The sequence below is a fragment of the Pseudomonas citronellolis genome (assembly GCF_001586155.1).
GTDB classification, from domain to species: domain Bacteria; phylum Pseudomonadota; class Gammaproteobacteria; order Pseudomonadales; family Pseudomonadaceae; genus Pseudomonas; species Pseudomonas citronellolis.
Window position 1 is genome coordinate 5,823,000 of sequence record NZ_CP014158.1, and the last position, 26,609, is coordinate 5,849,608.

At 67.7% G+C, this 26,609-nt stretch carries 26 protein-coding genes; 14 read left to right on the forward strand and 12 right to left on the reverse strand.

All coding sequences use genetic code 11. The features are described 5' to 3' along the window. Window positions 1-80: 80 nt before the first annotated feature. From PcP3B5_RS25445 to PcP3B5_RS25475, 7 genes are all read left to right on the forward strand, one after another. A complete protein-coding gene (locus PcP3B5_RS25445; protein WP_043273262.1) occupies window positions 81-2,153 on the forward strand; it encodes a putative bifunctional diguanylate cyclase/phosphodiesterase in 2,073 nt (690 codons plus the stop codon). 128 nt (window positions 2,154-2,281) lie between these two features. Further along, the gene (locus PcP3B5_RS25450) at window positions 2,282-3,628 is read left to right on the forward strand and encodes an imelysin family protein (RefSeq protein WP_043273263.1); all 1,347 of its coding nucleotides are present in this window, start codon (window positions 2,282-2,284) and stop codon (window positions 3,626-3,628) included. A gap of 174 nt (window positions 3,629-3,802) precedes the next feature. Further along, complete coding sequence (locus PcP3B5_RS25455) at window positions 3,803-5,221, forward strand: di-heme oxidoreductase family protein (RefSeq protein WP_043273265.1); 1,419 nt, start codon at window positions 3,803-3,805, stop codon at window positions 5,219-5,221. Window positions 5,222-5,231: 10 nt separating this feature from the next. Continuing rightward, window positions 5,232-6,293, forward strand: coding sequence for an imelysin family protein (locus PcP3B5_RS25460; protein ID WP_009615871.1), 1,062 nt, complete (start codon window positions 5,232-5,234; stop codon window positions 6,291-6,293). A 139-nt stretch (window positions 6,294-6,432) separates the two neighbouring features. Then, on the forward strand, window positions 6,433-7,530 hold the full coding sequence (locus PcP3B5_RS25465; protein WP_061562717.1) for a DUF1513 domain-containing protein: 1,098 nt from the start codon (window positions 6,433-6,435) through the stop codon (window positions 7,528-7,530). A 223-nt stretch (window positions 7,531-7,753) separates the two neighbouring features. Beyond that, window positions 7,754-8,866 carry an efflux RND transporter periplasmic adaptor subunit gene (locus PcP3B5_RS25470; protein WP_043273267.1) on the forward strand — a complete coding sequence of 371 codons (1,113 nt, stop codon included), beginning with the start codon at window positions 7,754-7,756 and terminating at the stop codon, window positions 8,864-8,866. Window positions 8,867-8,954: 88 nt separating this feature from the next. Beyond that, window positions 8,955-12,008, forward strand: a complete 3,054-nt coding sequence (locus PcP3B5_RS25475) for a multidrug efflux RND transporter permease subunit (protein ID WP_043273268.1) — start codon at window positions 8,955-8,957, stop codon at window positions 12,006-12,008. Window positions 12,009-12,285: 277 nt separating this feature from the next. Here the strand turns inward: PcP3B5_RS25475 and PcP3B5_RS25480 are convergent, their stop codons facing one another. The 4 genes from PcP3B5_RS25480 to PcP3B5_RS25495 form a co-directional block, all read right to left on the reverse strand. Next, window positions 12,286-13,656 (reverse strand): spinster family MFS transporter, encoded by a 1,371-nt coding sequence (locus tag PcP3B5_RS25480; RefSeq protein WP_043273269.1) that lies wholly within the window; start codon window positions 13,654-13,656, stop codon window positions 12,286-12,288. Window positions 13,657-14,112: 456 nt separating this feature from the next. Then, window positions 14,113-14,730 (reverse strand): SOS response-associated peptidase, encoded by a 618-nt coding sequence (locus PcP3B5_RS25485; protein WP_061562718.1) that lies wholly within the window; start codon window positions 14,728-14,730, stop codon window positions 14,113-14,115. A gap of 18 nt (window positions 14,731-14,748) precedes the next feature. After that, window positions 14,749-15,015, reverse strand: coding sequence for a putative signal transducing protein (locus tag PcP3B5_RS25490; protein ID WP_058487500.1), 267 nt, complete (start codon window positions 15,013-15,015; stop codon window positions 14,749-14,751). Further along, a complete protein-coding gene (locus tag PcP3B5_RS25495) occupies window positions 15,015-15,197 on the reverse strand; it encodes a CPXCG motif-containing cysteine-rich protein (protein ID WP_009615856.1) in 183 nt (60 codons plus the stop codon). The genes PcP3B5_RS25490 and PcP3B5_RS25495 overlap by 1 nt, the downstream gene beginning before the upstream one ends. A gap of 136 nt (window positions 15,198-15,333) precedes the next feature. Here PcP3B5_RS25495 and PcP3B5_RS25500 point away from each other — a divergent pair, with 136 nt between their 5' ends. After that, window positions 15,334-16,491, forward strand: coding sequence for a 1-acyl-sn-glycerol-3-phosphate acyltransferase (locus PcP3B5_RS25500; protein ID WP_061562719.1), 1,158 nt, complete (start codon window positions 15,334-15,336; stop codon window positions 16,489-16,491). Between the two features lie 60 nt (window positions 16,492-16,551). Here the strand turns inward: PcP3B5_RS25500 and PcP3B5_RS25505 are convergent, their stop codons facing one another. Then, a complete protein-coding gene (locus PcP3B5_RS25505; protein ID WP_061562720.1) occupies window positions 16,552-16,839 on the reverse strand; it encodes a hypothetical protein in 288 nt (95 codons plus the stop codon). 271 nt (window positions 16,840-17,110) lie between these two features. Between PcP3B5_RS25505 and PcP3B5_RS25510 the strand changes: the two genes are divergently transcribed. Then, window positions 17,111-17,320, forward strand: a complete 210-nt coding sequence (locus tag PcP3B5_RS25510; RefSeq protein ID WP_009615850.1) for a hypothetical protein — start codon at window positions 17,111-17,113, stop codon at window positions 17,318-17,320. A gap of 64 nt (window positions 17,321-17,384) precedes the next feature. On the opposite strand, the gene PcP3B5_RS25515 is transcribed toward PcP3B5_RS25510, so the two are convergent. Beyond that, complete coding sequence (locus tag PcP3B5_RS25515) at window positions 17,385-17,972, reverse strand: YajG family lipoprotein (RefSeq protein ID WP_009615848.1); 588 nt, start codon at window positions 17,970-17,972, stop codon at window positions 17,385-17,387. A gap of 513 nt (window positions 17,973-18,485) precedes the next feature. Here PcP3B5_RS25515 and mqo point away from each other — a divergent pair. Next, window positions 18,486-19,970 carry a malate dehydrogenase (quinone) gene (gene mqo, locus PcP3B5_RS25520; RefSeq protein ID WP_061562721.1) on the forward strand — a complete coding sequence of 495 codons (1,485 nt, stop codon included), beginning with the start codon at window positions 18,486-18,488 and terminating at the stop codon, window positions 19,968-19,970. 61 nt (window positions 19,971-20,031) lie between these two features. On the opposite strand, the gene PcP3B5_RS25525 is transcribed toward mqo, so the two are convergent. From PcP3B5_RS25525 to PcP3B5_RS25535, 3 genes are all read right to left on the reverse strand, one after another. After that, window positions 20,032-20,433, reverse strand: coding sequence for a VOC family protein (locus tag PcP3B5_RS25525; protein WP_009615843.1), 402 nt, complete (start codon window positions 20,431-20,433; stop codon window positions 20,032-20,034). Between the two features lie 209 nt (window positions 20,434-20,642). Continuing rightward, complete coding sequence (locus PcP3B5_RS25530) at window positions 20,643-20,930, reverse strand: PA4642 family protein (RefSeq protein WP_009615841.1); 288 nt, start codon at window positions 20,928-20,930, stop codon at window positions 20,643-20,645. Window positions 20,931-21,011: 81 nt separating this feature from the next. Beyond that, window positions 21,012-21,497: a hypothetical protein gene (locus tag PcP3B5_RS25535; protein WP_009615837.1), complete on the reverse strand. Its 486-nt coding sequence runs from the start codon at window positions 21,495-21,497 to the stop codon at window positions 21,012-21,014. A gap of 143 nt (window positions 21,498-21,640) precedes the next feature. Between PcP3B5_RS25535 and PcP3B5_RS31885 the strand changes: the two genes are divergently transcribed. Next, on the forward strand, window positions 21,641-21,805 hold the full coding sequence (locus PcP3B5_RS31885; RefSeq protein ID WP_160336947.1) for a hypothetical protein: 165 nt from the start codon (window positions 21,641-21,643) through the stop codon (window positions 21,803-21,805). A 219-nt stretch (window positions 21,806-22,024) separates the two neighbouring features. Here the strand turns inward: PcP3B5_RS31885 and PcP3B5_RS31890 are convergent, their stop codons facing one another. The 3 genes from PcP3B5_RS31890 to PcP3B5_RS25545 are packed head-to-tail and all read right to left on the reverse strand — an operon-like array spanning window position 22,025 to window position 23,200. After that, a complete protein-coding gene (locus tag PcP3B5_RS31890) occupies window positions 22,025-22,162 on the reverse strand; it encodes a hypothetical protein (protein ID WP_160336948.1) in 138 nt (45 codons plus the stop codon). Next, window positions 22,163-22,639, reverse strand: coding sequence for a WbuC family cupin fold metalloprotein (locus PcP3B5_RS25540; RefSeq protein ID WP_061562722.1), 477 nt, complete (start codon window positions 22,637-22,639; stop codon window positions 22,163-22,165). Between the two features lie 3 nt (window positions 22,640-22,642). Further along, window positions 22,643-23,200 carry a hypoxanthine-guanine phosphoribosyltransferase gene (locus PcP3B5_RS25545; RefSeq protein ID WP_061562723.1) on the reverse strand — a complete coding sequence of 186 codons (558 nt, stop codon included), beginning with the start codon at window positions 23,198-23,200 and terminating at the stop codon, window positions 22,643-22,645. Window positions 23,201-23,415: 215 nt separating this feature from the next. Between PcP3B5_RS25545 and upp the strand changes: the two genes are divergently transcribed. From upp to PcP3B5_RS25560, 3 genes are all read left to right on the forward strand, one after another. After that, window positions 23,416-24,054 (forward strand): uracil phosphoribosyltransferase, encoded by a 639-nt coding sequence (upp, locus tag PcP3B5_RS25550; RefSeq protein ID WP_009615833.1) that lies wholly within the window; start codon window positions 23,416-23,418, stop codon window positions 24,052-24,054. 3 nt (window positions 24,055-24,057) lie between these two features. Then, window positions 24,058-25,347 carry a uracil-xanthine permease family protein gene (locus PcP3B5_RS25555; RefSeq protein WP_061562724.1) on the forward strand — a complete coding sequence of 430 codons (1,290 nt, stop codon included), beginning with the start codon at window positions 24,058-24,060 and terminating at the stop codon, window positions 25,345-25,347. Window positions 25,348-25,557: 210 nt separating this feature from the next. Then, the gene (locus PcP3B5_RS25560; RefSeq protein ID WP_043273284.1) at window positions 25,558-26,559 is read left to right on the forward strand and encodes a glucosaminyl phosphatidylglycerol flippase; all 1,002 of its coding nucleotides are present in this window, start codon (window positions 25,558-25,560) and stop codon (window positions 26,557-26,559) included. The last annotated feature ends 50 nt before the right edge of the window (window positions 26,560-26,609 follow it).

The following is a 26,609-nucleotide window of genomic DNA, read 5'->3' on the forward strand; positions in this document are numbered from 1 at the left end:
TGGCCCTTTGACGTCAAAGCTCCGTTTGCCAATACTCAGACCTGTCTTTCGCCGGATGGCGATGAACAAGGAAAGCACCCTTGAAACTGGACCCCCGGCACAGGCTCTCCCTCAAGCTGCTGCGCGTCGTATTGCTCGCGGCGCTGGTGGTGGGTGTCGTCCTGAGTTGCGCGCAGATCGTCTTCGACGCCCACAAGGCGCGGCAGGCGGTGCACAACGATGCCCAGCGGATCCTCGCTATGGTCCGCGACCCGTCCACCCAGGCGGTCTACAGCCTGGACCGCGACATGGCCATGCAGGTGCTCGAAGGCCTGTTCCAGCATGAAGCAGTGCGCTACGCCGCCATCGGCCACCCCGACGAACCCATGCTGGCGGAGAAATCCCGCCCGCTGCTGGACTCCCCCACCCGCTGGCTCACCGACCCCATCCTCGGCCCCGAGCAGCACTATGCCATCCGCCTGGTCGGCCGCGGCGAGCCCGGCGAATACTACGGCGACCTGAAGATCACCCTGGACACCGCGCCCTACGGCCAGGACTTCGTGGTCACCTCGGTGATCATCTTCCTCTCCGGCATCCTCCGCGCCCTGGCCATGGGCCTGGTGCTGTTCCTGGTCTACCACTGGCTGCTGACCAAGCCGCTGTGGCGCATCATCGACCACCTCACCAGCATCAACCCCGACCGCCCCGGCGAGCACAAGCTGCCGATGCTGGCCGGCCACGAGCACAATGAACTGGGGTTGTGGATCAACACCGCCAACCAGTTGCTGGAATCCATCGAGCGCAACGGCCACCTGCGCCGCGAGGCGGAGAACAGCCTGCTGCGCATCTCCCAGTACGACTTCCTCACCGGCCTGCCGAACCGCAAGCTGCTGCAGCAGCGCCTGGACCAGATACTCGCCGACGCCGGCCGCGAGGAGCGCCGCGTGGCGGTGCTGTGCCTGGGCCTGGACGACTTCAAGGGCATCAACGAACAGCACGGCTACCAGTTCGGCGACCAGTTGCTGATCGCCCTGGCCGACCGCCTGCGCGGCCACAGCGCCCAGCTCGGCGCCCTGGCGCGCCTGGGCGGCGACCAGTTCGCCCTGGTCCAGGCCGACATCGAGCAGCCCTACGAGGCGGCGGAACTGGCCCAGCAGATCCTCGACGACCTGGAGCTGCCCTTCCAGCTCGACGAGCAGCCGGTGCAGCTGCGCGCCACCATCGGCATCACCCTCTACCCCGAGGATGGCGAGAGCACCGAGAAGCTGCTGCAGAAGGCCGAGCAGACCATGACCCTGGCCAAGACCCGCTCGCGCAACCGCTACCAGTTCTACATCGCCAGCGTCGACAGCGAGATGCGCCGCCGCCGCGAGCTGGAGAAGGACCTGCGCGAGGCGTTGTCGCGCAACGAGCTGCACATCGTCTACCAGCCGCAGGTGGACTACCGCGACCACCGCGTGGTCGGCGTCGAGGCCCTGCTGCGCTGGCAGCACCCGACCCAGGGCTGGGTCGCGCCGGACCTGTTCATCCCCCTGGCCGAGCAGAACGGCAGCATCTTCTCCATCGGCGAATGGGTGCTCGACCAGTCCTGCAAGCAACTGCGCGAATGGCACGACCAGGGCTTCGACGACCTGCGCCTGGCGGTCAACCTGTCCACCGTGCAGCTGCGCCACAACGCCCTGCCCAGGGTGGTCAGCAACCTGTTGCAGATCCACCGCCTGCCGCCGCGCTCGCTGGAGCTGGAAGTCACCGAGACCGGCCTGATGGAAGACATCTCCACCGCCGCCCAGCACCTGCTCAGCCTGCGCCGCGCCGGCGCGCTGATCGCCATCGACGACTTCGGCACCGGCTACTCCTCGCTCAGCTACCTGAAGAGCCTGCCGCTGGACAAGATCAAGATCGACAAGAGCTTCGTCCAGGACCTGCTGCAGGACGACGACGACGCCACCATCGTCCGGGCCATCATCCAGCTGGGCAAGAGCCTGGGCATGCAGGTCATCGCCGAGGGCGTGGAGACCCTCGAGCAGGAGGCCTACATCATCGACCAGGGCTGCCACGAGGGGCAGGGCTACCTGTACAGCAAGCCGCTGCCGGCGCGCGAGCTGACCCTCTATCTGAAGCAGGCGCGGCGCCTGGCCGAGGCCGCCGGCAGCTCCAGCATCGAACGCCGCTGATCCCCCCGCTGTGAAGGCTGCTGGCAAATCGCAAGCGCGGCCTTTTCAAAAATGCAAATCTTTCGCATTATGTTGCCGCTTTCGTTGCGCACACCTTTTTGCGCCACCCTCATGCTAAGGAACCCGCCATGACTCGTATGCCCTGGGCCACCGCCAGCCTGCTGGCCATCGCCATCTCCCTCGCCGGCTGCGGCGACGACAAGAAAGAAGCTTCCGCCCCGGCCAGCCAGGCAGCCACCCCGGCCGCCAGCACCCAGAGCGCCGCCCCGGCCGCCGCCAAGGTCGACGAGGCCGCGGTCAAGGCCGTGGTGAAGAACTACGCGGACATGGCGGAGGCCGTCTTCAGCGACTCCCTGACTACCGCCCAGGCCCTGCAGAAGGCCGTCGACGCCTTCCTCGCCAAGCCCAGCGAAGAAACCCTCAAGGCCGCCCGCGAGGCCTGGCTGGCCGCGCGCGTGCCCTACTCGCAGAGCGAAGCCTTCCGCTTCGGCAACAAGGTGGTCGACGACTGGGAAGGCGCGGTCAACGCATGGCCGCTGGACGAAGGCCTGATCGACTACGTCGCCAAGGACTACCAGCACGCCGAGGGCAACCCGGCCGCCAGCGCCAACATCGTCGCCAACACCGAGATCCAGGTCGGCGAAGACAAGATCGACGTCAAGGAAATCACCGGCGAGAAGCTGGCCAGCCTGAACGAAGTGGCCGGTTCCGAAGCCAACGTCGCCACCGGCTACCACGCCATCGAGTTCCTCCTCTGGGGCCAGGACCTCAACGGCACCAAGCCCGGCGCCGGCAACCGCCCCTACACCGACTACGTCCAGGGCAAGGACTGCAGCAACGGTCACTGCGACCGTCGCGCGGCCTACCTGAAGGCCGTCACCGACCTGCTGGTGGCCCAGCTGGAAGAAATGGTCGGCAACTGGAAGGCCGGCGTCGCCGACAACTACCGCGCCAAGCTGGAAGCCGACGGCGCCGACGCCAACCTGCGCAAGATCTTCTTCGGCATGGGCAGCCTGTCCCTGGGCGAGCTGGCCGGCGAGCGCATGAAGGTGGCCCTGGAAGCCAACTCCACCGAAGACGAGCACGACTGCTTCAGCGACAACACCCACCACACCCTGTACTTCAACGCCGAAGGCATCCGCAACATCTACCTGGGCGAGTACAAGCGCGTGGACGGCAGCCTGGTCAAGGGCCCGAGCGTGGCCGACCTGGTGGCCAAGGCCGATGCCCAGGCCAACACCGACCTGAAGGCCGACCTCGACGCCACCCAGGCCAAGATGCAGGCCATCGTCGACCGCGCCGAGAAGGATGGCGTGCACTTCGACCAGATGATCGCCCCGGCCGACGAGGCCGACCACAAGATCATCAGCGACGCCATCGCTTCCCTGGTCAAGCAGACCGGCGCCATCGAGAAGGCCGCCGCCGCCCTGGGCATCCAGGACCTGAAGCCGGACAACGCCGATCACCAGTTCTGATCGACGCCCGCGCTGCGGCAACCAGCCGCAGCGCACTGGCCAAGCCAAGGCCCCGTGAACCGGGGCCTTGGCGTTTCATCCGGGCCACACGGCAATAGCGAATATAAATTTTTCATATTTGCATTTGCCCAACTGCTAAGATGGCCCGCCCGTTTTTCAGCCTGGATCGCCTCGATGTACCGCCGTCCAACCGTCGCCCTCGCCGCCCTGCTCGCTACCCTGGCCCTCGCCGGCTGCGGTCGCGAAGAGCCCAAGGCGGTGGCCGAACCGGGCGAGGCCCTGTCCGGCGGCGGCGCCACCGTCTACCAGGCCGACCGCAACGCCTACTCCATGCCCTCGGGCAACCTCACGCCCAGCCGCCGCCTGGACTTCAGCGTGGGCAACAGCTTCTTCCGCAACCCCTGGGTGATCGCGCCCACCACCACCACCGCGCGCGACGGCCTGGGGCCGCTGTACAACACCAACGCCTGCCAGAACTGCCACATCAAGGACGGCCGCGGCCATCCGCCGGGGCCCAGGGACATCAACGCGGTGTCCATGCTGGTGCGCCTGTCGATTCCCGCCGGCGCCGAGGACGCACGCACCCTCAAGCGCCTGGGCGTGGTGCCCGAGCCGGTCTACGGCGGCCAGTTGCAGGATTCGGCGATTCCCGGCGTGGCCCCCGAGGCGCGGGTGCGCATGGACTACCAGCCGCTGAAGGTGAGCTTCAAGGACGGCACCGAGGTCGAGCTGCGCAAGCCGATCCTGCGCCTCACCGAGCTGGGCTACGGCCCCATGCACCCGGACACCCAGTTCTCCGCCCGCGTCGCCCCGCCGATGATCGGCCTGGGCCTGCTGGAGGCCATCCCCGAAGCGGCGATCCTGGCCAATGCCGACGCCGAGGACCGCAACGGCGACGGCATCCGCGGCCGCGCCAACCGCGTCTGGGACGACGCCCGCCAGCAGACCGTGCTCGGCCGCTTCGGCTGGAAGGCCGGGCAGCCCGACGTGGCGCAGCAGAACGCCCACGCCTTCTCCGGCGACATGGGCCTGACCAGCCCCCTGCTGCCCGGCGACGACTGCACCGAAGCCCAGACCGCCTGCCGCCAGGCCGTCGACGGCGGCAAGCCCGAGGTCAGCCAGCGCATCTTCGACCAGGTCGCCTTCTACGCGCGCAACCTCGCGGTGCCGGCGCGGCGCAAGGTCGACGACCCGCAGGTGCTGGCCGGCAAGGCGCTGTTCCACCAGGCCGGCTGCGCCGGCTGCCACACCCCGAAGTTCACCACCGGGCCCGACGCCGCCGAGCCGGAGCTGGCCAACCAGGTGATCCGCCCCTACAGCGACCTTCTACTACATGACATGGGCGAGGGACTCGCGGACAATCGCCCGGAATTTCTCGCCAGCGGACGCGACTGGCGCACCCCGCCGCTATGGGGCATCGGCCTGACCGAGGTGGTCAACGGCCATACCCAGTTCCTCCACGACGGGCGCGCGCGCAACCTGCTGGAAGCCGTGCTCTGGCACGGCGGCGAGGCCGAGGCGGCCAGGCAGCGGGTACTGGCCTTCGACGCCGCGCAACGCAGCGCCCTGCTGGACTTCCTGAATTCACTCTAAGGAGCCGAACATGTTCCGCCCCCGACTACTGCTCACCAGCCTCGCCATCGCCCTGGGCGCCTGCTCGCCGCAGGACCCGCAGGCGACCACCAGCGCCGCGCTGGCCCAGCAGGTGATCCTGCCGGCCTACAGCCGCTGGGTCGACGCCGACCGCGCCCTGGCCGCCAGCGCCCTGGCCTTCTGCCAGGGCAAGGAAGAGCTGGCCAAGGCTCGCGCCGATTTCGTCGCCGCGCAGAAGGCCTGGGCCGAATTGCAGCCGCTGCTGATCGGCCCGCTGGCCGAGGGCAACCGCGCCTGGCAGGTGCAGTTCTACCCGGACAAGAAGAACCTGGTGGCGCGCCAGGTCGAGCAACTGCTCAACGGCGACGCGCAGATCACCCCCGCCACCCTGGCCAAGTCCAGCGTGGTGGTGCAGGGCCTGACCGCCTACGAATACATCCTCTTCGACGCCAGGATCGACCTGGCCGACGCCGCCACCCGCGCGCGCTACTGCCCGCTGCTGGAAGCCATCGGCGAGCACCAGCAGGCCCTGGCCCAGGACATCCTGACACGCTGGAAGGCCGACAACGGCATGCTCGCGCAGATGAGCAAGTTCCCCAACGAGCGCTACGCCGACGCCCACGAGGCCATCGCCGAGATGATGCGCGTGCAGGTCACCGCCCTGGACATGCTGAAGAAGAAGCTCGGCACCCCGCTGGGCCGCCAGAGCAAGGGCATCCCGCAACCGTTCCAGGCCGAGAACTGGCGCAGCGACATCTCCCTGGCCAGCCTGGAATCCAGCCTCAACGGCGCCGAGGCGCTGTGGAAAGGCACCGACGGCAAGGGCCTGCGCGCCCTGCTGCCGAGCGAGCAGAAGGACCTGGCCGGCAAGATCGACGCCGCCTACGCCGACGTCCACGGCAAGTTCGCCGCGCTCAAACAGCCCCTGGGCGAACTGCTCAAGGACGATGCCGGCGTCAAGCAGCTCAACGAGCTGTACGACAGCCTGAACGTGGTCCACCGCCTGCACGAGGGCGAGCTGGCCAAGGCGCTGAACGTGCAACTGGGCTTCAACGCCAACGACGGCGACTGACCAGTCGAGCGTCGGCCATGCGTCGTTGGACAGACACGTCGAATTCGCAGATGCGAACTCCGCATTCGCCGTGTCTCTCCGCCTAGCCTGGCTCTAGCTCGCCGGATCAGGGGTGAATGAAGTGAAAGAGGTGAACGCCATGCTGCGACGTCACGTGATCGGCCTGGGCAGCCTGCTGCTCGGCGCCCTCTCCTTCGGCGGCTGGACGCTGTCGCGCAAGGGCAAGGAGCCCCTGCTGCTGTCCGCCCGCGACGACGCGGACGGCAAGCACTACGCGGTGGGCTACCGCCTGGACGGCAGCTGCGCGTTCGCCACCGAGGTGGGCCTGCGCTGCCACGCCATCGTCCAGCACCCGACGCTGCCGCTGGCGCTGTTCGTGGCCCGCCGCCCGGGGCGCCAGAGCTACCTGGTGAGCCTGGAGGACGGCCGCCTGCTGCAGACCCTGGACTCGCAGCCGGACCGCCACTTCTACGGCCACGGCGTGTGGCACAAGGACGGCGAGTGGCTCTACGCCACCGAGAACGACACCACCGACCCGGGCCGCGGCCTGCTCGGCATCTACCGCTTCGACGGCGAGAAGCTGGCGCACACCGGTGAAGTACCGACCCATGGCCTGGGCCCCCACGAAGTGGCCTGGCTGCCCGACGGCGAGACCCTGGTGGTGGCCAACGGCGGCATCCGCACCGAAGCCGAAAGCCGGGTGGAAATGAACCTCGACGCCATGGAACCGAGCCTGGTGCTGATGCGCCGCGACGGCTCGCTGGTCTCCAAGGAAACCCTGGCCCAGCAGATGAACAGCGTGCGCCACCTGGCCATCGCCGCCGACGGCACCATCGTCGCCTGCCAGCAGTTCATGGGCGACGCCCACGAGGCCGCCGACCTGCTCGCCATCAAGCGCCCCGGCCAGAGCTTCCAGCCTTTCCCGCTGGGCGAGGAACAGCGCCAGGCCATGGTCCAGTACACCGCCAGCGTGGCGGTGCACGACGAACTGCGCCTGGTGGCCCTGACCGCGCCGCGCGGCAACCGCTTCTTCATCTGGGACCTGGACAGCGGCGCCCTGCGCCTGGACGCGCCGCTGCCCGACTGCGCCGGCGTCGGCGCGGTGAAGGACGGCTTCGTGGTCACCTCCGGCCAGGGCCGCTGCCGCCTCTACGACTGCCGCGGCGAAAAGATCGCCGCCGAGGTGCTGCAACTGCCGCCGGCGTTCTGGGACAACCACCTGCACCTGGCGTCCTGAACCGCGCAGGGCCGCGCTAAATCCCCCGCGAGGGGAAACGTCCTGCAATCAAGGCACTTTGACGCGGCAGCGAACTCCGTCTAATGTGCGCACTTCTGCCCCGCAACGGGGCATTCCCGCCAGGCTCCGGGAACCGATGCAGTCCCGCGAAGGCAGGGCCGGTCATACAGGAACGGGCCCCTCGCAGCGCAGAGCCGCCAGGCACTTACCAAGGAACAGGAACATGTTGCGCCGCATGCTGATCATGCTCGGCGCGGTCGCCGTCATAGTCGCGGTGCTCGCCGGCTCCAAGTACTTCTCCATCCAGAAGCAGATCGCCCAGTTCACCGCGCCGCGCCCGCCGGTCAGCGTCACCGCGGTCAAGGCCGAGGAACTCACCTGGCAGAGCCGCCTGCCGGCCATCGGCACCCTGCGCGCCAACCAGGGCGTGGTGCTCACCGCCGAAGCCTCGGGCACCGTGCGCCAGGTGCTGTTCGCCTCCGGCGAGAAGGTCCGCGTCGACCAGCCCATCGTGCAGCTGGAGAACGACGTCGAGGCCGCCACCCTGCGCACCGCCGAGGCCGACCTCAACCTGGCCCAGGTGGAATTCGAGCGCGGCCGCAGCCTGGTCGGCCGCCAGGCCATCTCCAAGAGCGAGTTCGACCGCCTGGCCGCCCAGCTGCAGCGCTCCAGCGCCACGGTCGCGCAGCTCAAGGCGGCGCTGGCGAAGAAGCGTGTGCTCGCCCCCTTCGGCGGCACCATCGGCATCCGCCAGGTGGACGTCGGCGACTACGTCTCGCCGGGCACGCCCATCGCCACCCTGCAGGACCTTTCCACCCTGCTGGTGGACTTCTTCCTGCCGGAACAGGACTTCCCCCGCCTGCAGGTCGGCCAGCGCGTGCTGGTCACGGTCGCGGCCTACCCGGGCCAGGTGTTCGAGGCGCGCATCCAGGCGCTGAACCCGCGGGTGGACAACGAGACGCGCAACCTGCAGGTGCGCGCGGCCATGGCCAACCCCGACGGCAAGCTGCTGCCGGGGATGTTCGCCAGCCTCGAGGTGCAGCTGCCGGAAACCGCGCAGCGCGTGGTGGTGCCGGAAACCGCCATCGCCTTCACCCTGTACGGCAACTCGGTGTACGTGGTGGGGCCGAAGCAGGACAAGGACGGCAAGCCGCAGAACGATGCCAAGGGCCAGCCGCTGCTGGGCGTGGAGCGCCGCTTCGTCAAGGTCGGCGAGCGCCGCGAAGGCAAGGCGGTGATCCTCGACGGCCTGAAGGTCGGCGAACAGGTGGTGACCAGCGGCCAGCTCAAGCTGGACAGCGGCACCCCGGTGGCCATCGTCGACGACGTGCGCTGAGCCGCAACCCAAGCACCAGGGCCGCCCGCGCGGCCGCCGAACCCCGCCCGGCCACGGCCGCGCGGGCGCAACGACAAAGGACTGAACCATGGCCTTTACCGATCCCTTCATCCGCCGCCCGGTGCTGGCGACGGTGGTCAGCCTGCTGATCGTCCTGCTCGGCATGCAGGCCTTCAGCCGCCTGGTGATCCGCGAATACCCGCAGATGGAGAACGCGCTGATCACCGTCACCACCTTCTACGCCGGGGCCAACGCCGAGACCATCCAGGGCTACATCACCCAGCCGCTGCAGCAGAGCCTGGCCAGCGCCGAGGGCATCGACTACATGACCTCGGTGAGCCGGCAGAACTACTCGGTGATCTCCATCTACGCGCACATCGGCGCCAACACCGACCGCCTGGTGACCGAGCTGCTGTCGAAGATCGGCGAGGTGAAGACGCAGCTGCCGCCCGACGCCGAGGACCCGGTGCTGGACAAGGAAGCCGCCGACGCCTCGGCGCTGATGTACATCAGCTTCTACAGCGAGCACATGGACAACCCGCAGATCACCGACTACCTGTCGCGGGTGATCCAGCCCAAGCTCGCCACCCTGCCGGGCATCGCCGAGGCGGAAATCCTCGGCAACCAGGTGTTCGCCATGCGCCTGTGGCTGGACCCGGTGAAGATGGCCGCCTACGGCATCACCGCCAGCGACATCGACGACGCCGTGCGCAAGTACAACTTCCTCTCCGCCGCCGGCGAGGTGAAGGGCGAACTGGTGGTCACCAGCGTCAACGCCGCCACCGACCTGAAATCGCCGCAGGCCTTCGCCGCCATCCCGCTGAAGACCCTCGGCGATCGCCGCGTGCTGATGAGCGACGTGGCGCGGGTGGAACTGGGCGCGGCCAGCTACGACTCGGTCAGCTCGTTCAACGGCATCCCCTCGGTGTACATCGGCATCAAGGGCACGCCCAGCTCCAACCCGCTGGACGTGATCAAGGAAGTCCGCGCCAAGATGCCCGAGCTGGAGGAACAGCTGCCGCCGGACCTGAAGGTGTCCATCGCCTACGACGCCACGCGCTTCATCCAGGCCTCCATCGACGAGGTGGTGAAGACCCTCGGCGAGGCCATCCTCATCGTCATCGTGGTGGTCTTCCTGTTCCTCGGCGCCTTCCGCTCGGTGCTGATCCCGGTGGTGACCATCCCGCTGTCGATGATCGGCGTGCTGTTCTTCATGCAGCTGATGGGCTACTCCATCAACCTGCTGACGCTGCTGGCCATGGTGCTCGCCATCGGCCTGGTGGTGGACGACGCCATCGTGGTGGTGGAGAACATCCACCGCCACATCGAGGACGGCAAGTCGCCCTTCCAGGGCGCCATCGAAGGCGCCCGGGAAATCGCCGTGCCGGTGGTCACCATGACCATCACCCTGGCCGCGGTGTACGCCCCCATCGGCTTCCTCAGCGGCCTGACCGGCGCGCTGTTCAAGGAGTTCGCCTTCACCCTGGCCGGCGCGGTGATCATCTCCGGGGTAGTGGCGCTGACGCTGTCGCCGATGATGTGCTCGCGCCTGCTGCGCCACGACGAGAACCCCAGCGGCCTGTCGCACCGCCTGGACCTGCTCTTCGAAGGCCTGAAGCGACGCTACCAGCGCAGCCTCCACGCCACCCTGGACAACCGCCCGGTGGTGCTGGTGTTCGGCGCGCTGGTACTGGCGATCATCCCGCTGCTGCTGGTGTTCACCCACAAGGAACTGGCGCCGGAGGAAGACCAGGGCATCGTCTTCCTCATGGCCAACGCGCCGCAGACCGCCAACCTGGACTACCTGAACAAGTACACCGGCGAGTTCGAGCGCATCTTCCGCAGCTTCCCCGAGTACTATTCGGCGTTCCAGATCAACGGCTACAACGGTGTGCAGAGCGGCATCGGCGGCATGTTGCTCAAGCCCTGGGACGAACGCGAGCGCAGCCAGATGGAGCTGCTCCACGCGGTGCAGGCAGAGCTGGACAAGATCCCCGGCCTGCAGATATTCGGCTTCAACCTGCCGTCGCTGCCAGGCACCGGCGAGGGCCTGCCGTTCCAGTTCGTGATCAACACCGCCAGCGACTACGAGTCGCTGCTGCAGGTGGCCGAGCGGGTGAAGAAGCGCGCCGAGGAATCCGGCAAGTTCGCCTTCCTCGACCTCGACCTGGCCTTCGACAAGCCGGAGCTGGTGGTCGACATCGACCGCGCCAAGGCGGCGCAGATGGGCGTGTCCATGCAGGACCTGGGCATCACCCTGGCCAGCCTGCTGGGCGAGGGCGAGATCAACCGCTTCACCATCGACGGGCGCAGCTACAAGGTGATCGCCCAGGTCGAGCGGCGCTTCCGCGAGAACCCCGAATGGCTGGGCAGCTACTACGTGAAGAACGGCCGCGGCGAGCTGCTGCCGCTGTCCACCGTGGTGACCCTGCACGAGCGCGCGCGGCCGCGCCAGCTCAACCAGTTCCAGCAGCTGAACTCGGCGATCGTCTCCGGCGTGCCGCTGGTGAGCATGGGCGACGCCATCGACACCGTGAAGCAGATCGCCGAGCAGGAGTCGCCGCGCGGCTTCGCCTTCGACTACGCCGGCGCCTCGCGGCAGTTCGTCCAGGAAGGCAACGCCCTGCTGCTGACCTTCGGCCTGGCCCTGGCGGTGATCTTCCTGGTGCTGGCCGCGCAGTTCGAGAGCTTCCGCGACCCGCTGGTGATCATGGTCACGGTGCCGCTGTCGATCTGCGGCGCGCTGGTGCCGCTGTTCCTCGGCCTGTCGAGCCTGAACATCTACACCCAGGTGGGCCTGGTGACGCTGATCGGGCTGATCAGCAAGCACGGCATCCTCATCGTCGAGTTCGCCAACCAGCTGCGCCACGAACGCGGCCTGGGCGTGCGCGAGGCGGTGGAAGAAGCCGCGGCCATCCGCCTGCGCCCGGTGCTGATGACCACCGCGGCCATGGTCCTGGGGGTAATCCCGCTGCTGCTGGCCACCGGCGCCGGCGCGGTGAGCCGCTTCGACATCGGCGTGGTGATCGCCACCGGGATGACCGTGGGCACGCTCTTCACCCTGTTCGTGCTGCCGTGCGTGTACACGCTGGTGGCGAAGAAGGACCTGACGCCAGAGGGCGATCCAAGCCCGGCGCACTGAACACGGACAGAGTCCTACCCCTCCCCCGTAGGATGGGTGGAGCGAAGCGACACCCATCACCGTGACTGCATGGGTTTCGCAAGCTCAACCCATCCTACGAAAGGCACCTCGGCGCAACGTAGGGCGGATAACGTTCGACGTTATCCGCCGTTTGACCTCGGCCCCGGACCGCTGCGGATTCGAACCCGCAGCGCCTGTCCGGAGCGCTCCGATCATGACCGCGAAGCCGGGCATGGGTTTGGGTGTGGCGGCGTATAACCGCGAACGGTTATACGCCCTACGCCGGCTGCCGCTGCATCCTGCCCTTGTCCTGCCCGGGTTCGCGCTGCAGGCTCCAGTTCTGCAGGTGCTCGCGGCTCTGGCGGTAGGGCTTCAGGCCCATGCCCAGCAGCACCACGCCGCCCAGCAGCGCCAGGCTGGTGACGATCAGCAGCGAGTAGCGCAGCGCCATGTCGTCGTGGAACACGAAGTCGGTGACCAGCGCCACCGCGGTGGGGCCCACGCCCAGGCCGAACAGGGTGACCACGAACAGGTAGATGGCCGAGGCCTGGCCGCGCATGGAGTTGGGCATGATCTCCTGGATCGCCGCCGGCGCCACGCCGAAGGGCATGCTCAGGCAGAACACCGTCGGCGCCATCAGCAGGGCCACCAGGTTGGCGTCGTCCAGCAGCGGGAAGGTCACCGACAGCGGCAGCGCCAGGCAGGCCGCCAGCAGGCCCACGCGCATGTTGGCGTCGGTCCTGCCGCGCTTGGCCCAGCGGTCGGCCAGGCGCCCGCCGAAGACGATGCCCAGGCAGCCGAACACCGCCACTATGCTGCCGTACACCACGCCGACGTGGCCGGCGTCCCAGCCGTAGGTGCGGACGAAGAAGGTCGGCACCCAGGCGCCGCTGCCGTAGCTGGCGAAGGAGATGCAGGCAAAGCCGAAGTTGTGGCAGATCACCGTCCTGCGGTTGGCCCGCAGGTAGGCGCCGACCTCGCGCATCGGCACCTCGACGCCGGCGCCCACGCCGTGGCGCTGCGGCTCCTTCACCGCCAGCATCAGCAGGGTGAAGAGCACACCGGCGGCGCCGAGAATGAGGAAGATCAGCTGCCAGGGGCGCACTTCGCCGAGCAGCGGCAGGTGCACGTCGCCCTGGGCCGAGGCGAACTTGATCACCAGCCCGCCGAGCAGGAAGGCCAGCCCGGAGCCTAGGTAGATGCCCATGGAATAGACGCTGATGGCGGTGGCCCGGCGCTGCGCCGGGAAGCTGTCGGCGATCAGCGAATAGGCCGCCGGCGACAGCGCCGCCTCGCCCACGCCGACGCCGACGCGGAACAGCAGGAACTGCCAGTACTGCCGGGCCAGGCCGCAGGCCGCGGTCATGGCACTCCAGATCAGTACGCCGACGGTGATCAGCCCGCGCCGGCTGCGGCTGTCGGCCATGCGCCCGAGGGGGATGCCGCAAAGGGTGTAGAAGAGCGCGAAGGACAACCCCATGAGCAGGCTCATCTGGGTGTCGCTGATGGCCAGGTCGCGGCGGATCGGCCCGACCAGCAGGTTGAGGATCTGCCGGTCGATGAACGACAGGACGTAGGCGACCATGAGGATCGCCACCGTGGACCAGGCCACGGCACTGGAGGGGTAGCCGTTGTTGTTATTGTGCATGCCGAACTCCTGTTCGCCGCCAACGCGGCCAGAGCGAAGGGGTGGAGTGCAGCTTAGGCAAGCGCAGGGGAAACTGGCGCGCACTATCAGGCTGCTGAATGCGAGTGGGGGCCTCTGGATGATAAGGCGGAGGCTTTTCGTAGGAGCGAGCTTGCTCGCGAAGGGGGGTGCGTGGGTGCCTACCCTGAAGAGCGCCCTCTCCCTAACCCTCTCCCTGAAGGGAGAGGGGACCGTTCGGCGTGCATGGGTATTCCTGCGTCAGCCGGCAAGCGCGGTGGTTTCCGGCTGAAACCATGCCTGTTCTCGGCACGGTCTAGCCCCCTCTCCCTTCAGGGCGGGGCGCGCAGCCGAGGGCTGGGGAGAGGGAGCGGAGTCAATCTGTCGCACCTCGACAATCGGGAGGCGCCATTCGCGAGCAAGCTCGCTCCTACGAAAAGCCCCTTCAGCGCTCCCGCATCAAGCCGGCGTCAAACACTCCGGCCCATCGCAAGCCGGATCGTTGACTATGCTCGCCAGCGCCTGCTCCCGCAGCCGCACCTGCGGTCGGGCCAGCAGGCTCAACAGCTTGGGCAGCGGCGTCTCGTCACCCAGCCAGAGCGCCCTGTCCTCCTCGCTCTCCAGCAGCAACGGGCGGCGCAGCGGACCGGCCGCCTGGGTCACCAGGGCCAGGCTCAGCCAGGTGTGGCCGCCCACCGGGTAAGCCTCCCAGACCGCGGCGAAATAACTCAGGCCACTGGCGCCGGCCACCCAGTAGGGCCGCTTGCGCACCCCGCGCCATTCGTAGAAACCGTTGGCCGGCACCAGGCAGCGGCGGCGGGCGAAGGCTTCGCGGAACATCGGCTGCTCGTGCAGCGTCTCGGCGCGGGCGTGGGCCGGGGTGCGCGACAGGTCGGTGAGCCAGGCCGGAGTCAGACCCCAGCGCGCCAGGTCGGCGCGGCGCACGCCGGCCTCCTCGCGCAGCATCAGCAGCTGCGCGCCGGGGGCGAGGTTCCAGTGCGGCGGGTGGTCCTTGGGAAAGCCCGGCAGCTTGGCGAGCTCGCGGGTCCAGCGGAACAGGGCAAAGCGGGCGGTCATCGGCGCTCCAGCGCGGCCTCAACAGAGCAGCACGCCGCTGGCCGGGCCGAACTCGTCGGCCGGGCCGGGCAACGGCTGCGCGGCATTGTACGCCTGGATCAGCTCCCGCGCCTGTTGCGCCGCGTCGTCGTCGACCCACAGGTGCAGCAGCCCGTGCAGCGGCAGTTCGCCGATGCCGCCGAGCAGGTGGCGACCACCGAGGTGGCAGTCGATGCCCTCGCTGGCCAGCATGCCGGCCAGCAACTCGGCCTCGGCCAGGTCGGCCGGTTCGTAGACTCGCTGCATCAGTCGTCCTCCCGGTGAACCTCCAGCGACCACTGGGCGCCGTCGGTGTACAGCTGGAACAGGATGGGCCGGCAACACACCGGACAATCTTCATAATAGCTCTGGTCGCCGCCGGAGAGGTCTAGCACGGCCTCGACCGCTTCCCCGCAATAGGGGCAGTGGTAAGCCTGGGTCTCGAGCATCTGAAGGTCCCCTGTGACTTCCGTTATACTCCCGCGGTCTTTTTATCCGGCCAGGCCCGCGGGCATGGCCGTTTTTCCGGGGGAGAGGCCCGCGCCAGACGCGTGCCGTGCCAGTTACACCCATGAACAAGAGAGCATGATGGGCGAGTTCGAAGCCATCCGACCGTACAACGACGCCGAAGTCCCGGCCGTTCTCCAGCGCCTGCTGAGCGACGACGCCTTCCTGGGTATTCTGGCGCGTTATCGTTATCCGCGCCTGTCGCGCCCCTTCGGCTGGCTGCTGCGCCCGCTGATCGCCCACCGCCTGGCCCGCGAGGTCACCGGCATCCGCAGCGTGGTGGAACTGCAGGACAAGTGCGAGCCCTACGTCGACCGCACCATCGAGCACGCCACCGACGGCGTCACCTACTCCGGGCTGGACAACCTCAAGAGCGGCCGCGCCTACCTGTTCATCGCCAACCACCGCGACATCGTGATGGACCCGGCGTTCTGCAACTACGCCATCTACCACGCCAAGCTGCCGACGCCGCGCATCGCCATCGGCGACAACCTGCTGCAGCGGCCCTTCGTCAGCGACCTGATGCGCCTGAACAAGAGCTTCATCGTGCACCGCTCGATCAGCGGCCGGCGCGAGAAGCTGGCGGCCTACACCACCCTTTCGGCCTACATCAACCACTCGATCCGCCACGACGGCGAGTCGGTGTGGATCGCCCAGGCCGAGGGCCGCGCCAAGGACGGTGACGACCGCACCGACTCGGCGATCCTCAAGATGTTCCACATGAGCCGCAAGGACGAGCCCTTCGCCGAGGTGGTCCGCGAGCTGCACCTGATCCCGGTGTCGATCAGCTACGAATACGACCCCTGCGACGCCGCCAAGGCCCGCGAGCTGTACACCCGCGCCACTACCGGCGAGTACCGCAAGGCGCCGGGCGAGGACGACGCCAGCATCGCCCAGGGCATCACCGGCTACAAAGGCCGCGTGCAGATCAACTTCGGCGCCGAGATGGACGGCGACTACGCCGACGCCAAGCAGCTGGCCGCCGCCCTGGACCGGCAGATCCTCGGCAACTACCGGCTGTTCCCGGTGCACTACCTGGCCTACGAGATGTCCGAGCTGCGCGACCCGGCCCTGGCCGTGCCCGGCGCCGAGAGCCTGTTCGGCGCCGATGAACTGCGCCGGGCCCGCGAGCAGTGGCAGCAGCGCCTGCAGGCCTGCCCGCCGGAGCACCGCCCCTACCTGGTCCTGCAGTACGCCAACCCGGTGCTGAACCAGTACCGGCTCAAGCAGGCCTGAGCCACCGCATGAACGAAAAGGGCGCCCATGGGCGCCCTTTTGCATCGCGACGGTGCGTTTTCAGCCCGGCAGATGCGTGCTGTACTGGCTCAGCGCGACGGCCAGGGCCAGGCAGGCGAAGCCGAAGAGGTAGAAGAAGCGGTTGATCTTCGCCGTCGAGGGCTCGGCCTCGGCCAGCGGCGCGGCCACGCCATCGCCACCGGCGACCAGGCGTTGCAGGGCCTGGCGCTCGCGCCGGCGGGTGGCCAGCAGCAGCCAGGCGCCGGCCAGGGCGAAGAACAATGCCAGGTCGTTGAGAACCCGGGCGGGATGGGCCTGGAACAGATTCCAGAGCGCCTGCAGCGACATCACGACCTCCACACTTCAGGACTGCACGCCCGGAAGCCAGAAAGCGCCAAGGCCGAGTTCTGTACGAAGCGACGAACCGCAGCGGGTGCGTCACAGGACTGAAAGAAAGACGCCCGATTGTATCTGTCAGGAGGAAGGCACAGCCAGTTCGGTCGTCTTATTCACGACGAACGTCAGCCTTATCGAGAAGGGTTCTAAGCCTTTTCCGACACCTGGCACGTGACTGGCTAGTCACCTTTCGCCATCCGGTATCCCGCCTAGGAGATTCGCCATGCTCGAAATCGTACCCCACGAAAGCGCCTACCTGATCGAACACCTGGATGAAATCGAAGCCGTGGTCACCGACCTCTCCTTCAACGTCCAAGACGACCACTGGCTGGTGTACTGCCAGGCCTGCGGCCACGAACACCTGGACCTGCCGGAAGCCGACGAGCGCCAGCCGGCCTACGAGACCGACCCGTTCCGCCAGGCCGCCGCCTGAACTCCCGCGACCATGAACGAAAAAGCCCGGCGAGTGCCGGGCTTTTTCATTCGCGCCAGGACGATCAGCGCTGGTTCAGCGTCTGCCCGATGGTCGGGTCCTTGAACACGCGGTCCAGGGCGTCGCTGAGCACGTCGCTGACCAGCTTGGTGTTGGTCTGCTGGTTCGGCGCCATGCCGAAGCGCTGGTTCAGGCTGGAGCCGTAGCGGCCGTTGTAGCGGCGCCCGCCGGCCTGCACGTCGACGCGGAAGGTCGCGCCTATGGTGGCCTCGGTGACGTAGATGCCGTCCTTGGGCGACTGGTACTTCAGCTCGGCCAGGGTGAGGGTCAGGGTCGGGGCGTTATAGGCGTTCGGCGAGGGAGTGAAGCCGAGCAGGCGCACCGCCGCCTCGGTCTGCGCCTGCAGCTTGGGAATCACGTCCTGGCTGCGCACGGTGACCGCGCTGGTCTCCGAGTAGAGGCCGCCACGGGTGCCCAGCTCGGTGCTCTGGCGGCCGTCGACCACCTTCACCACCACCGGCTGGCCCTGGCCGACGGCGACCGGCTGGCCCTTGAATACCGGGTCCGGGTTCAGTTGTTGCGGGCTGAGGGCACAGCCGGACAAGGCCAGGGTGCCGGCGGCGATCAGACTGAGCAACAGACGCTGCAACATGTTCGTGTCTCCATGGGTTGGGCTCGGAACGGCGGGCAGTATACCGGCCGTCGGAGCGCCCTGATAGCGCTCTGCAGCTTGGACGCTGGCACTTTGTTACAGGTTCCTTGGCGGCGACATGCGCAAGGGCATGTCGCACCATATTGGTGCAAAAATAGGAAATTCGGTGACTGGAACTCGGAAAAAAGTCTAAGTACGAGGGCTTTTTTTGCTTTTCGTCGTTATAATCGCGCCCCGATTATAAGGACGCCTCCTGATCGGGTCCCACAGCACGACAGCCTTGCGCCCGTCGGCCTGTCACACCCTCCTAGAGAGTCGCCAATTGCGCCGTGGCCACCGGTCCCGCGCTTTGTACCGATCGTTGCGACGACACTTTCAGGCAAGGATTGCCGCGAGTCCCCTCCGTACCGAGTCCGGACCCGCCCGCAGCGACGACCCCCTTTGAGCTTCACGTCTCCATAAGAGCGTGATTTGAAGGTTTTTCACTACTTCACGAGAGTGTGGCGAGCGAGAATGGCGAACGAACACGAAGCGTTGGATGTGCTGCTGGTTGGCGCCGGCATCATGAGCGCAACCCTGGCGACCCTGTTGAAGGAAGTCGAACCCGGCACCCGCCTGGAGATCGTCGAACTGCAGGAGTCCGGAGCCATCGAGAGCTCCAACCCCTGGAACAACGCCGGCACCGGCCACGCCGGCCTCTGCGAGCTGAACTACACGCCGCAGGCCGCCGATGGCTCCATCGACATCAAGAAAGCGGTGCAGATCAACGCCCAGTTCGAGGTGTCCAAGCAGTTCTGGGCGCACCTGGTGGACAAGGAAGGCTTCGGCAATCCGCGCAACTTCATCAACCCGGTGCCGCACCTGAGCTTCGTCCGTGGCAAGGACGTGCCCTTCCTGAAGAAGCGCTTCGAGACGCTGAGCCAGCACCACGCCTTCGAGTCCATGGTCTACACCGAGGACCGCGAGCAGCTGGGCCAGTGGGCGCCGCTGACCATCCCCGGCCGCCCGGCCGACGAGCAGGTCGCCGCCACCCGCGTCGAGCACGGCACCGACGTCAACTTCGGCGCCCTGACCAACCAACTGCTGGCCCGTCTGGGCAAGCAGGACGGCGCGAAAGTCAGCTACTTCCAGAAGGTCGTGGGCCTTGAGCGCGACGGCCAGGACTGGATCGTCGACATCAAGAACACCCAGAACGGCCAGTCGCGCAAGATCCGCGCGAAGTTCGTCTTCCTCGGCGCCGGCGGCGGCGCGCTGCCGCTGCTGCAGATGTCCGGCATCCCGGAAAGCAAGGGCTTCGGCGGCTTCCCGGTGAGCGGCCAGTGGCTGCGCTGCGACAACCCCGAGGTGGTCAGGCAGCACCAGGCCAAGGTCTACAGCCAGGCCGAGGTCGGCGCCCCGCCGATGTCCGTGCCGCACCTGGACACCCGCGTGGTCGACGGTAGGAAGTCCCTGCTGTTCGGGCCCTACGCCGGCTTCTCCACCAAGTTCCTGCGCCACGGCTCCTTCCTCGACCTGCCGCTGTCGGTGCGCGGCAGCAACCTGATGCCGATGCTGGCAGTCGCCCGCGACAACATGGACCTGACCCGCTACCTGGTGCGCGAAGTCATGCAGTCCATGGACCAGCGCCTGGAAAGCCTGCGCAAGTTCTACCCGCTGGCCAACCCGGCCGACTGGCGCCTGGAAACCGCCGGCCAGCGCGTGCAGATCATCAAGAAGGACGCCAAGAAAGGCGGCATCCTGCAGTTCGGCACCGAGCTGGTGGCCTCCGAGGACGGCACCATCGCCGCCCTGCTGGGCGCCTCCCCGGGCGCGTCGGTCACCGTATCGATCATGCTCGGCCTGCTGGAGCGCTGCTTCCCGCAGCAGTACAAGTCCGAAGCCTGGGGCGCCAAGCTCAAGGAAATCTTCCCGGCCCGCGAGAAGCAGCTGGAGACCGATGCCTCGGCCTACCGCGAGATCAACGCCTACACCTGGCAGAAGCTGCAGCTGGATCAGTGATCCAGCGCCAGCGCAAAAGGCCCGCCATCCGGCGGGCCTTTTCGTTTGTGCAGCCTTCGTTTCAGCGAGCGCTGATCATCCAGCCGACGCCGAAGCGGTCGTGGAGCATGCCGAAGCGCTGCGCCCAGAAGGTCTTCTCCAGCGGCATGTCCACCTGCCCCTCCTCGGCCAGCGCGGCGAAGGCCTTCTCGGCGGCGGCCACGCTGTGCAGGGCCAGGTGCAGCGAAAAGCCATTGAACGGCGCCTCGTGCTCGCCGCGGCCGTCGGACATCAGCACCTCGGTCTGGCCGATCTGCAGGCTGGCATGCATGACCTTCTCGCACCAGCCGTCGGGCACCTGCAGCGGCCCCGGCGCCTCCTCGTAGCGCATCAGCGCATTGAGCTGCGCGCCGAGGGCCTGCTGGTAGAAGGCGATGGCTTCGTCGCACTGGCCGTGGAAGAACAGATAGGGCTGTACATGCATGTCGGCGTCCTCACCTTGTCGTTGTTCTACCTGCAAGTCTAGGCGGGGGGCGGGGGATCTGCGCCGATGCGCTCTTCGTAGGATGGGTTGAGCTTGCGAAACCCATGCGGCCATGGCGATGGGTATCGCTTCGCTCCACCCATCCTACGGGGCCAGGCATCAGGCACGAAAAAGCCCGCACACGGCGGGCTTCATCACGGCGAGGTCGATCAGCCGCGGGCGGCTTCGATCACCTCGATGTAGGGCTCGGCCTGGCGCTGGTCGCGGATCAGTGCGACGAAGTCCTCGCCCTTGGCGTTCTTCGCACCGAGGTCGTAACCGGCCTCGACGAAGAACTTCACGAAGCGCTCGAAATCGTCGATGCGCAGGCCGCGGTAGGCCTTGATCAGCTTGTGCAGCGACGGCGGGGTGTCGTCGGCCGGTTCGACCTCGAGGAACAGCTTGATCGACTCGTCGCCGATCTCTTCGCCAATCACCTGCTTCTTGTCTTTACGCATCGCTCGCTTCTCTCTACGGCACCAGTCGACGGCCCGGCCGTCATCAAAGGCGGGCAGTGTAACCCCGCGGCGGGCGCCGGCTCAACGCAGGCGCACGGCGCCGCTGTGCAGGTCGGCCCAGACGTGGCCGTTGGGATAGCTGAGGAACTGGCAGAACACCGGGCCATGGCGCAGCAGGTCGAGCAGCTGGGTATAGGACGCTGCCGGGTAGGACAGGCTCAGGGTGCGACTGGCGGCGTCGTAGCTGGGCTTCTTCAGGCTCTTGCCCTCGCTGTCGAAGCTGATCAGCACCTGGGTCACGGCGCCGCCCTTGTTCAGCGGCTTGCCCTTCAGGCGCAGCAGCGCCGGGGTGGTGATCGGGATCGGCTGCTGGTTTGACTGGCGCTGGTTGCCCAGCACCACGCTGTATTCGGTGACCTGCAGCAGTTGCTGCTGCTCCGGCGCCTCGCCGCGCAGGTTGTTGTCGTCCGGCGGCAGGAACTGGGCATGGGCCACCGGCGCAGCGGCGGCGAACAGCGGCCCGGAGAAGGCCAGGAAGGCAAGGCAGAACAGGTGGCGCAACGTCATCGTGAACCCCGCGGGAAAACTCGTCCGGCACTCTAGCACGGGCCCGGCGGCACTCGTACAGGTACGTGGTGGGGGCTTTCACGCATCGATAAGATTCGATGCATTCGCTCGCTCACATGCCGCCAGACGGATGCAGAGGCCCCATGCTGCACAACGTTTCCGACCTCGACCTGCGCCCGCTGCTCGCCGAACGGCTCGGCTACGGCATCGAGCACAGCCTGCTCCTGCGCGACGATGCGGGCCACAACCAGGCCCTGCAGGCGCTGGTGGAGGACCTTTGCGCCGTGCATGGCGTGTCCCTGCCCTAGCCTGTGAACACGCTCAGGAATCCGGCTATCGCGGACAAAGTCCGCTCGTTGCAGGCGAGCTCGGCGCTGCCTGCAAGACGGGCGTAGGCGCTATGCGCCCTACATTGCTATGCCCTCCGGCAAACACAGAACCCCCGTAGGATGGTGTTGAGCGAAGCGATACCCATCCTACGAAGAGCATCTCGGCGCAGCCTGCAAGACCGTGCTTCCTACGATGTGTCAGCGCGGCGCGGTGATGTGCTTGATGCCGAGGAACGCCAACAGCCCCCTGGGCCCCAGCTCGCGCCCCATGCCGCTGGCCTTGCCGCCGCCCCAGGAGGTCTGCGGGAACACCACCTGCGGCGAAAAGCCTCGCACTCAGGCGGGAAACTGCGCCCGCATCCAGGCCAGGTATTCAGCCGCGCCGGGCTCGCCCTCGCGCGGGGCCCAGGCGCCGCGTTCGTCGTCGGCCAGGGCCTGGTAGGGGCCGGCCTTGCATTCGAAGATCAGGCTGTCCGGCGCCAGCGCCACCAGGGCGTGGAAGGTGCCCGGCGGCAGGTCCACGCCGGGGCAGTCGCCTTCGGGCGACAGCTCACGGGTGGCGAGCAGTTCGCCGGCCTCGGAGAAGATCAGCAGGCCCAGGCGCCCCCTGAGCACGATGATGCTCTCGGCCTTGTCGGGGCTGCGGTGGCAGTGCGGCTGCACGTAGGTGTCCGGCTGCAGCGCATTGAGCAGGCGATGGCAGGGCTCTTCCATCGCGTGCAGGTTGTGGTGCTGGCGGCGGCGCGGGTTGGCGGCCGCCTGCCCGGCCAGCCCGGCGAACAGGGCCTGGTCGAGGAAACGCGGCCCGGCCACGGCTCAGAGGCCCTTGACGGCGAAGATGCCCGGGGCGTTGCGCCAGTAGCCCTTGTAGTCCATGCCGTAGCCGAAGATGTAGCGGTCCACGCAGGACAGGCCGACGTAGTTGGCCTTCAGGTCCGGGCGCGCCTTGCGGTCGTGGTCCTTGTCGATCAGCACCGCGGTGTGCACTTCGCGGGCGCCGGCATGGCGGCAGAAGTCGATGATCGCCGAGAGGGTGTGCCCTTCGTCGAGAATGTCGTCGACGATCAGCACGTCGCGGTCGATGAAGGAGATTTCCGGCTTGGCCTTCCAGAACAGCTCGCCGCCGGTGGTCTCGTTGCGGTAGCGGGTGGCGTGCAGGTAGGACAGCTCCAGGGGGAAGTCCAGCTTCGGCAGCAGCTTGCCGGAGAAGATCAGCCCGCCGTTCATCACGCAGAACACCACCGGGTTGCGCTCGGCCAGGTCCGCGTTGATCGCCTGGGCGATGCGGCCGATGGCGGCGTCCACTTCGGCGTCGTTGTACAGGCAATCGGCTTCGGCCATGACTTGGCGGATGTGCGCGAGATCGACGGACATTGGCGGGCTCTCCCGGAAAAAGTGCGCAAAGGTACCCATCCCTCTGCCCTGGAGCAAGTACCGGCGGACGAAAGTCGCCGACAATCCCGCGCCAGGCCAGGCGGGTTCCGGCAGTAGGCGGCCGGCGGCTATTTGTCGCGCACCGACTGCCAACTGCCCCTAAGATGCTTTACGCTACCGCAATTTTTTGCCAGCCCCCTCCCGGAGACCCGTCCATGCCCGTGCACGAGATTCGCCATCCCCTGATCCGCCACAAGATCGGACTGATGCGCCGCCACGATATCAGCACCAAGAATTTCCGCGAGCTGGCCCAGGAAGTGGGCGCCCTGCTGACCTACGAGGCGACCGCCGACCTGCCGCTGGAGAACTACGAGATCCCCGGCTGGGCCGGCTCGGTGCAGGTGGAGAAGATCGCCGGCAAGAAGATCACCGTGGTGCCCATCCTGCGCGCCGGCATCGGCATGCTCGACGGCGTGCTCAGCCTGATCCCCGGGGCCAAGGTCAGCGCCGTGGGCGTGGCGCGCAACGAAGAGACGCTGCAGGCGCACACCTACCTGGAGAAGCTGGCGCCGGACATCGCCGAGCGCCGCTCGCTGATCATCGACCCGATGCTGGCCACCGGCGGCTCCATGGTCGCCACCATCGACCTGCTGAAGAAGGCCGGCTGCAGGGAAATCCGCGCCATGGTGCTGGTGGCCGCGCCCGAGGGCATCAAGGCGGTGGCCGAGGCGCACCCGGACGTCATCATCTATACCGCCTCGATCGACCAGGGGCTGAACGAAAACGGCTACATCATCCCCGGCCTGGGCGATGCCGGCGACAAGATCTTCGGCACCAAGCAGAAGGAAAACTGATCCATGGCCGACGAATTCCATGACCCGCTGTGGCGCCAGGTCATCGCCGGCGCGCAGATGCTCTTCGTCGCCTTCGGCGCCCTGGTGCTGATGCCGCTGATCACCGGCCTGGACCCGAACGTGGCGCTGTTCACCGCCGGCTTCGGCACCCTCATGTTCCAGCTGGTGACCGGGCGCCAGGTGCCGGTGTTCCTGGCCTCCAGCTTCGCCTTCATCACCCCGATCATCCTCGCCAAGGGCCAGTTCGGCCTAGCCGCGACCATGGGCGGGGTGGTCGCCGCCGGCTTCGTCTACACCTTCCTGGGCCTGGCGGTGAAGATCAAGGGCACCGGCTTCATCGACCGCCTGCTGCCGCCGGTGGTGATCGGCCCGGTGATCATCTCCATCGGCCTGGCCATGGCCCCCATCGCCGCCAACATGGCCATGGGCAAGGCCGGCGACGGCGCCGAGCTGATCCCCTACCGCACCGCCATGCTGATCTCCATGCCGGCGCTGGTCACCACCCTGATAGTCGCGGTGTTCGGCAAGGGCATGCTGCGCCTGGTGCCGATCATCAGCGGCGTGCTGGTGGGCTACGCGCTGTCGTTCATGTTCGGTGTGGTCGACGTGGCCAAGATCGTCGCCGCGCCCTGGCTGGAGCTGCCGAAGTTCACCGCGCCGGAATTCAACTGGCAGGCCATCCTGTTCATCGTCCCGGTGGCCCTGGCCCCGGCCATCGAGCACATCGGCGGGGTGATCGCCGTGGGCGGGGTGACCGGCAAGAACTACCTGAAGACCCCGGGCCTGCACCGCACCCTGCTGGGCGACGGCATCGCCACCTCCGCCGCCGGCCTGTTCGGCGGCCCGCCGAACACCACCTACGCCGAAGTCACCGGCGCGGTGATGCTGACCAAGAACTACAACCCGAAGATCATGACCTGGGCGGCGGCGTTCGCCATCGGCCTGGCCTTCGTCGGCAAGTTCGGCGCCATCCTGCAGAGCATCCCGGTGCCGGTGATGGGCGGCATCCTCTGCCTGCTGTTCGGCACCATCGCCTCGGTGGGCATGAACACCCTGATCCGCCACAAGGTCGACCTGTCCCAGGCGCGCAACCTGTGCATCGTCTCGGTGACCCTGGTGTTCGGCATCGGCGGCGTGCTGATCGGCTCGGGCACCGGCCCGGACGACTTCGGCCTGAAGGGCATCGCCCTGTGCGCCATCGTCGCCATCGTCCTGAACCTGATCCTGCCCGGCGAGGAAGGCTGGCAGAACAAGGCGCTGGAGGAAGGCGCCAAGGAAACCGAACACCCGTGAGCCCCGGATGCCCCGGACCGACGAAAGGACCGGGGCGCCACTGCCGAGGCTGCCGTAGACTCCCCTCAGCGACTGCGAACGCCTGCCCGAAGCGGTAGTCCACAGAAGAGGGAAGCGCACAGTCCCGGAGGTAACCGTCATTTTCGTCTGCCGTAACGCCCCGCGCCCCGAGCTGAACGGAGCGCACCCCACCCGCCGCGAGGTCCGGCCGTGAGCCGCGCCTGGTGGCTGCTGATCGCCCTGCTCGGCGCCTCGCTGGTGCCGCTGGTGTTGGGCGGCCGGCCGATGCTCGAGCAACTGGCGAGCTTCCCGCTGGACAACCTGCTGCTGTTGCTCGGCATGATCCTGCTGTGCTGGCTGATCAACGCCCAGAAGCTGCGCGTGCTGCTGGCCGGCCGCGCCGGGCCGCTGAGCCAGCGGCAGTCGATCGGCATCATCATGGCCTCGGAATTCGCCTTCTACGCCACCCCCGGCGGCAGCGGCGCGCCGCTGACGCTGATGGCCCTGCTGGCCCGCCGCGGCCTGCGCCCGGCGCAGAGCAGCGCGATCTTCGCCGTCGACCAGTTGAGCGACCTGCTGTTCTTCCTCAGCGCCCTGCTGGTGGTGCTGTGCTACACGCTGTCCCACAGCCTGAGCCCGAACCTGGAATCCTCGCTGCTGGTCAGCGCCGTGCTGCTGGGCGGCATCCTGTTCGGCGTGGTGCTGCTGGCGCGCTTCCAGCGCCGGGTGATCCGCGCCAACGGCCGCCTGCTGGCGCGCCTGGGCGTCAAGCCGCGGCGGCGCCTGCACTGGGCGCGCAAGCTGCTGCACTTCCGCGACAGCATCGCCACCAGCCTCAAGCAGCCGCGCCGGCGCCTGGCGCTGGTGTTCCTGCTCACCAGCAGCCACTGGCTGCTGCGCTTCTCGGTGCTCTATCTGATCCTCCAGGCCATGGGCGTGGAGCTGCATTGGGCCTGGACCTTCCTGATCCAGCTGCTGTCCCTGGCCGCCGGCCTGGCCACCCTGCTGCCGGGCGGCGCCGGCGGCACCGAGCTGACCTCGCTGGCGATGCTCAGCCCGCTGGTGGGCAAGCCGACCGCGGCCGCGGCCATCCTGGTCTGGCGGGTGGTGACCTACTACTTCTACCTGGTGGCGGGCGCGCCGGTGTTCGCCATCATGGCCGGACGCCCGCTGCTGCGCCGCCTGATCGGCCTGCGCAACCGCGACGCCTAGCGCCGGCCCTGCCGGCGATTTCGCGCGCAGGGCGCGCTCCTACAGGGGAA